This is a genomic window from Streptomyces sp. SPB074, assembly GCF_000154905.1.
GTDB lineage: Bacteria > Actinomycetota > Actinomycetes > Streptomycetales > Streptomycetaceae > Streptomyces.
This window is the reverse complement of record NZ_GG770539.1, coordinates 2,851,640-2,858,131: the sequence shown is the minus strand read 5'-3', so window position 1 is coordinate 2,858,131 and position 6,492 is coordinate 2,851,640. Positions and strand designations below refer to the sequence as shown.

Below are 6,492 nucleotides of genomic sequence, written 5' to 3'. Positions count from 1 at the left end.
AGCGGACGCGGCGGGGGAAGCGGGCGGACCGGGCCCGTCGAGGACCGCCACGGGGGGGACCGGAGGGACACGCGCGCACGACCTGCCCTTACGCGGCGGGTCCGCTACACAGCGCGTCCACGCGGTCACGGAGGGATTGTCAGTGGTGGCCCGTACCGTGAACGGCATGACAGTCACCGCGCTTCCGCACGGCGTCCGGGCCCTCGGGCTCTGGGCCGTGCTCGCCGTGCCCGTCCTCGTGGCACGCCCGCTCGATCTTGTCGAACACGTGCCCTGGGGGGCCACCGCGCTCGGCCTCGCCGCCCTCGCCCTCGCCGCCGCCTGCGCGCGCCGCCTCCCCGCGACCTCCCTGCTGCTCGCCGCCGCGCCCGGCCTCGCCTTCGGGACGTCGCTCCTCACCGCGGACTACGGGCTCGCCCTGCCCGTCCTCGGCCACCTCCTCGGCCTGCGCGGCGGGGCCCGGCAGTCGGCGGCGGCGTGCGCGGCGCTCGCCCTCGCCGGCTCGGCGCGGGTGCTGTGGCGCGGGCAGGACGTCGTGACGGCGTTGCTGCTGCTCCTCGCCGTCCTCCTCTTCCTCGTCGTCTTCCCCTGGCTCGCCGGGCGGTACCGGCTCCAGCGCCGGGCCCTCGCGGAGGCGGGCTGGGCGCGCGCGGCCCGCCTCGAAACGGAGCAGCAGGCCGTCGCCGAGCGCGCGGCCCTGCGCGAGCGGGCCATGATCGCGGGCGAGATGCACGACGCGCTGGGCCACGAGCTGAGCCTGATCGCGCTGCGGGCCGGGGCGCTCCAGCTCGCGGCCGGGCTGCCCGAGCGGCACCGCGAGGCGGCCGCCGGGCTGCGCGCGGCGACGGCGGAGGCGGTGGACCGGCTGCACGAGATCGTGGACGTCCTCCGCACGGAGGACGGCGGGCCCGGCCCGGCGCCGGGCGACCCCCCACCGGGGCGACCACCGGCCCCCGACCTGGCAGGGCTCCTCGGCCGCACGGTCGCCTCGGGCCTCGCCGTCCGCGTCACGGCCTGGCCCGCTGCCCCCGACGCGCACACCGCTTTGCGCCACCGGGTGCTGCGCGAAGCACTCACCAACGCCGCGCGGTACGCGCCGGGCGCGGAGGTGACGGTCGCCTGCGTCCCGGGCGACGGGGGCTCCTACCTGCGGATCGCGAGCGGGACGGCCGCCGTGGGGGAGAGCGGGACGGCCGCCGTGGGCGCGGCGGGGACGGGTTCGGGAGGGGCGGGGACGGTTCCGGGAGCGGCGGGGAGGGTGGACTCGGGCGCACCGGAGGCGGGAGCGCCGGGCGTTTCCGGGGCGGTGGCTCCCGGTGGGCCTGGCGCCGCGTCCGCCTGCGGCCTGCGGGCTCCGGGGGCCGCTCCGCCCGGTGCGCGGGTGGTCAAGGGCGGCGGCTCGGGGCTCCGCGCGCTCGCGGGCGCGGTGCGCGCGGCGGGCGGGCGCTTCGCGGCGGGGGAGCGGGAGGGGGGCGGCCACCTCGTGGAGGTGTGGCTGCCCGCTCGCGGACCGGAGCACACGAGCGGCAGGGCACGCGGCCGGCTCCGTGCCTGGCATCTGAGGAGCCAGCTCCCTCGCGTGGGCGGCGCGCCTCGCGCGGAGGCCAGGGCGCCCGCGACGGGCCTCCGGCCCGGGACGCGTCCGGTCCCAGGGGCGGGTCCCGTGCTCGGGCCCATGCCCCTGGGGCGGCTGGTCGTGGCGGGGGTCGTGGCCGGGGCGGTGCTGCTCGGTGGCGGGTTCGGCTGGTACGCGTACAGCCGCGGCCACTCCGTGCTCGACGCGCGGGTCTACGCGGACGCCCGCCCGGGCACGCCGTACGCGGATCTCGCGCCCCGGCTCCCCGCGCGCACGGTCAGTGACATCCCCGTCGAGCGGGAGCCCGCGCGGCCGGCCGGGGCGGCGTGCCGCTACTACCGGGCGGTCCCTCAGCTCTTCGTGAGCGTGGATCACTTCCGGCTGTGCTTCCGGGACGGCCGCCTCGTGGAGAAGACGGTCGTGCCGGGAGCGGGCGTGGCGGGGGACGCCCGCAGGGAACTCGCGGAGCTCGGCGGATGAGAGCGGATGAGAACGGAGTACGGATGAGAGGGGAGTACCAGGTGCCTGCGGAACCGGCCGGGGGCGGGGCTCCGGTGCGGGTGCTGCTCGCGGACGATGAACGGCTCGTGCGCGAGGGCGTGGCGGCGATCCTGGCGAGCGCGCCGGGCATCGAGGTGGCCGGGCAGGCGGGGGACGGGCGCGAGGCGGTCGCCGAGGGCCTGCGGCTGCGCCCCGACGTGGCACTGCTCGACGTCCGGATGCCCGTGCTCGACGGGCTCGGCGCCGCCGGGGAGTTCGCCCGGCTGCTCCCGGCCACGGCCGTCGGGATGCTCACGACGTTCTCGGAGGGCGAGTACGTCGAGCGGGCGCTGGCCGGCGGGGCGGCCGGGTTCCTGCTCAAGTCGGGTGACCCCTACGAGCTGATCGCCGGGGTGCGCGCGCTCGCGGCGGGCGGCGCCTTCCTCGCGCCACGCGTGACCCGGCACGTCCTGGACGGGCTCGGCGGGCGGCGCCTGGAACGGGCCGCCGGGGCGCGCCGGGCGGTGGCCCGGCTCACGCCCCGGGAGCGCGAAGTCCTCGCCGGGCTCGCGGCCGGGCTGTCCAACGCGGGGATCGCGCGGCGGCTCGGCCTGAGCGAGGCGACGGTGAAGGCGTACGTGAGCGTCGTCCTCGACCGGCTCGCGGTCCCCAACCGGGTGCGTGCCGCCGTGCTCGCGCACGAGGCGGGACTGCCGGTGGGGGAGGAGGGCTGAGGAGCCGGGCGGCTCAGCGGGCGTAGGGCGCGGCGTGCGCCGCGCGGCGCTGCCCGGGACCGGCGAACCAGACGAGGAGACCGACCGAGGAGGCCCGCATGGTGGCGGCGAGCGCGGCGAGCGGACGCGTGCCGAGCTTGACGACAACGATCGAGGCGAGCGCGCCGAGCACGAGGCCGGTGGCGACGTCGTGCGGGTAGTGGACCCCGACGAAGACCCGCGAGAACGCCATGAGGACCGCCATCGGCAGCGTGAGCCAGGCGATCACGCGCCAGGCGAGCAGGAGCCCCACGGCCGCCCCGGCGGCGATCGTCGCGTGGTTGCTGGGGAAGGACCAGTCGCCGTGGGCGGGACAGTCGATCAGCGGGCGGGCGCCCTTTACGGCACGGCAGGGCCGCTCCTCGGTGATCGAGGATTTCGCGACCTCGCTGATCACGTAGGCGACGGCCGTGCCGAGCGGGGCGAGAACGGCGACGGCGAGAGCGCTCGGGTCCCCGCGCCGGGCGCGCCACCAGGCGACTACGAAGAGCACCGCGAAGAGCAGCAGCCCCAGTTCCGTCCAGATCTCGGCGAGCTTCTGGAACCACTCCGGCGTGCTGCGCCCGAAGTCGAGGATGTCGAGATAGAGGTCAGAGTCGACGCTGGTCATGCCTTCCATGGTCGGGGACGCTACGGGCTGCTCCCGACCACCACATCCTCCGCCGGGACCGTTCCCGCCCCTGCCGATCGGCGGGGGTGGCGGGTGAACCGGGGGAGGACACGGCACGAAGCGGGGGTGAACCGGGCCGGGCCCGGGCGCGCTCCCGCGACGGCGCCGGGGCGGAAGGGGCACGCGCGGACAAGCCGGGCGGAAAGCGGGACGGCCGGGGGCGGGCGGTGCCGCGCGCGGCACGGATGCGTGGCGAGGGCACGCGTGCCGGACGGCCCAGGAAACGAAAAGGGCACGAAGAGGGAACGGAGTGATCACGCCCCGGACGTGGGGTGACGAGGTGTCGCGGGGGTGCGGCCCGGGGGCGCGCGGGGTGGCGCGGAACGGCCCGTACCGGCGCGAAACCGGCGGTCGTGGCGCGGGCCGCCGCCGATGTGAAGACCAGCCGGAATGATGATCCGGGAAAGTTGACGGTGGGGCGGCGGGTGGCGCCGGGAGTGGCGTGCGTCTCTCGTAGAGTTGCGCCGTGGGATCTATGCGCAATCCGGTCGGTCCGCTTCCCTCCAGCATCTACTGGCGACGGAGGGCGATTCTCGGCGCCGTGCTGGTGCTCGTCGCCCTGCTCGCCGTCTGGCTGGTGTACGCCACGGGCGGAGGCGGGGGCGGCAAGAAGGACGGTGCGCAGGGTTCCGGCAGCTCCTCGGGACCCGCCCCCTCGATCACCCCCGGACCCAGCGGCTCGGGCCCGGCGATCAGTCAACAGCCCGGCGGCCGGGACGAGTCCGGCGGCTCCGGCAAGGACGACGACGCCACGGGCACCCCGGGTGACGGCGCCTCGGACGGCGCCTCGGACGGGGACGAGGGCGGCGGTTCCGGCAAGGACGGTTCCGGCAAGGGCGGCACGGGAGACGGCTCGGACGCCGCCGAGGGCTCGAACGACGCGGGCGGCGGAGGCGGTTCGGGCGGCGGTGCGGCGGGCGCGGGCGCCGGAAGCAGCGACGCGCAGCGCGTCACCGCGGGGTCCAGCCTTCCCGACTGCACGACGGACACCGCCGAACTCTCGCTGCGCAGTGCCCACAACACCTACGAGCCGGGCAAGAAGCCGAAGCTCGAACTGTCCGTCAAGAACGCTTCGGCCGCCGCGTGCAAGGTGGATCTCGGCGCGGCGCGCACCGTCGTGACGATCACCCTGACCGGTGAGGACGACCCGTACTGGTCCTCCAAGGACTGCCCCGCGGCCGAGAGCCTGTGGCTGCGGGTACCGGCGAAGGAGACGATCCGGTACGAGATCGAGTGGGACCGCAAGGCGAGCCGCGCCGCCTGCGCGAAGCCGCCGAGCGGCTCGGCGAAGCCGGGCACCTACCTCGTGGAGGCGAAGGCACCGGGGCTGCCGAAGGCCCGCACGTCGTTCCGCCTCGACAAGGACTGACGGCGGCGGACCGCGGGGCGGCGGGCTGAGGGCGGCGGGCCGACGGGCCGCGCCGCCCGGAGGGCCCGGGGAGCGCCGCAAAGGGGGGCGACTCCGGAAGCGGGGCGCCTGCGCGAGCCGAGGGCCGGAAACCCGCCGCCCCCGGCCACTGTCCCCAGGCCGGTGCTGCCGCCCCGGCCACTACCCCGTCAGGCGCTGCCGCGCCCCGCCAGCCGCTGCCGCGCCCCGCCAGCTATCGCGTCCCCGGCCCGTCCCCCGCCCCGTCAGACATACCGCTCCAGGATGGACGACTCGGCCAGCCGGGACAGGCCCTCGCGGACGCTGCGGGCGCGGGCCTCGCCGACGCCGTCCACGGTCTGGAGGTCGTCCACGCTCGCGGCGAGCAGCTTCTGCAAGCCGCCGAAGTGCTCCACGAGCCGGTCGATGATGGCGCCCGGCAGGCGCGGGACCTTCGCCAGCAGCCGGTAACCGCGCGGCGAGACCGCCGAGTCGAGCGCCTCGGGCGAGCCGGTGTAGCCGAGCGCGCGGGCCACGACGGGCAGTTCCAGCAGCTCGGTGTGGGTCAGCGCGTTCAGTTCGGTCAGCGCCTCGTCGACGGTGCGGGCCCGGCGCGCGGTCGGCTCGGGCACGTAGTCACGGGCGACGAGTTCCCGTTCCGGCTCGACACCGGCGATGAGCTCGTCGAGCTGGAGCGCGAGGAGCCGCCCGTCGGTGCCGAGTTCGAGCACGTACTCGGCGATCTCCGTGGCGATCCGCCGCACCATCTCCAGGCGCTGCGCGACGGCGCAGACGTCCCGCACCGTGACGAGGTCCTCGATCTCCAGCGCGGAGAGCGTGCCCGCCACCTCGTCCAGGCGCAGCTTGTACCGCTCCAGCGTCGCCAGCGCCTGGTTCGCGCGCGAGAGGATCGCGGCGGAGTCCTCCATGACCCGGCGCTGCCCGTCCACGTACAGCGCGATGAGCCGCATCGACTGGCTCACCGACACGACGGGGAAGCCGACCTGCTTGGAGACCCGGTCGGCGGTGCGGTGCCGGGTACCGGTCTCCTCGGTCGGGATCGTCGGATCGGGCACGAACTGCACGCCCGCGCGGAGGATCTTCGTGAGGTCCTTGTCGAGCACGATGCCGCCGTCGAGCTTGCACAGCTCCCGCAGGCGGGTCGCGCTGAACTCGACGTCGAGATTGAACCCGCCCGTGCACAGGGATTCCACGGTCTTGTCCCAGCCGAGCACGATGAGACCGCCCGTGTTCCCGCGCAGGACCCGTTCGAGTCCGTCCCGCAGGGCCGTGCCCGGCGCGACCGCGCTCAGTGAGGCGCGCATCAGCGCGTCGGCACGGGCAACACCGCCCGACTTGCCGGGGGTCGCTCCCCGGTCGCCTGCTGCCACTGCATTCCTCCGGTCGCTGATCTACGGTGCCCGGCCGCGCCACGCCGCCCGGTCCTTCCGAGGGCCGAGGCGACCCGTGGCCCACCGTACGGACGGGCGAGACCGGGGCAAAGTCTACCGGCGCCGCCCCGGCGTGCCGGGGCGAAGGCGCGGGCGCGCGGACCGGTGCCGCGCGCGGGGCTCAGAACGGGGCCGGGGTGTCCTCCTCCCAGAGGTCCGGCGCCGCCTCCTCGCGG

Annotated in this window: 5 protein-coding genes; 3 read left to right on the top strand and 2 right to left on the bottom strand. The window is 76.4% G+C overall.

Going from position 1 to position 6,492, the window contains the following annotated elements; translation table 11 throughout:
- Positions 1-166 precede the first annotated feature (166 nt).
- Both SSBG_RS11705 and SSBG_RS11700 read left to right on the top strand, forming a co-directional pair.
- On the top strand, positions 167-2,056 hold the full coding sequence (locus SSBG_RS11705) for a sensor histidine kinase (RefSeq protein ID WP_037871359.1): 1,890 nt from the start codon (positions 167-169) through the stop codon (positions 2,054-2,056).
- A 23-nt stretch (positions 2,057-2,079) separates the two neighbouring features.
- Complete coding sequence (locus tag SSBG_RS11700; protein WP_008746347.1) at positions 2,080-2,790, top strand: response regulator transcription factor; 711 nt, start codon at positions 2,080-2,082, stop codon at positions 2,788-2,790.
- Positions 2,791-2,803: 13 nt separating this feature from the next.
- On the opposite strand, the gene SSBG_RS11695 is transcribed toward SSBG_RS11700, so the two are convergent.
- Entirely contained in the window at positions 2,804-3,448 is a 645-nt protein-coding gene (locus tag SSBG_RS11695) for a phosphatase PAP2 family protein (protein WP_037869519.1), read from the bottom strand.
- A 517-nt stretch (positions 3,449-3,965) separates the two neighbouring features.
- On the opposite strand from SSBG_RS11695, the gene SSBG_RS11690 reads away from it, so the two are divergent.
- On the top strand, positions 3,966-4,868 hold the full coding sequence (locus SSBG_RS11690; protein ID WP_234010488.1) for a hypothetical protein: 903 nt from the start codon (positions 3,966-3,968) through the stop codon (positions 4,866-4,868).
- A 263-nt stretch (positions 4,869-5,131) separates the two neighbouring features.
- On the opposite strand, the gene disA is transcribed toward SSBG_RS11690, so the two are convergent.
- A complete protein-coding gene (gene disA / locus SSBG_RS11685; RefSeq protein ID WP_008746343.1) occupies positions 5,132-6,256 on the bottom strand; it encodes a DNA integrity scanning diadenylate cyclase DisA in 1,125 nt (374 codons plus the stop codon).
- Between the last annotated feature and the right edge of the window lie 236 nt (positions 6,257-6,492).

Coding starts and splice junctions, on each gene's coding strand:
- SSBG_RS11695 (WP_037869519.1), bottom strand. CDS start 3,448: ATGGAAGGCATGACCAGCGTCGACTCTGACCTCTATCTCGACATCCTC.
- SSBG_RS11700 (WP_008746347.1), top strand. CDS start 2,080: ATGAGAGGGGAGTACCAGGTGCCTGCGGAACCGGCCGGGGGCGGGGCT.
- SSBG_RS11705 (WP_037871359.1), top strand. CDS start 167: ATGACAGTCACCGCGCTTCCGCACGGCGTCCGGGCCCTCGGGCTCTGG.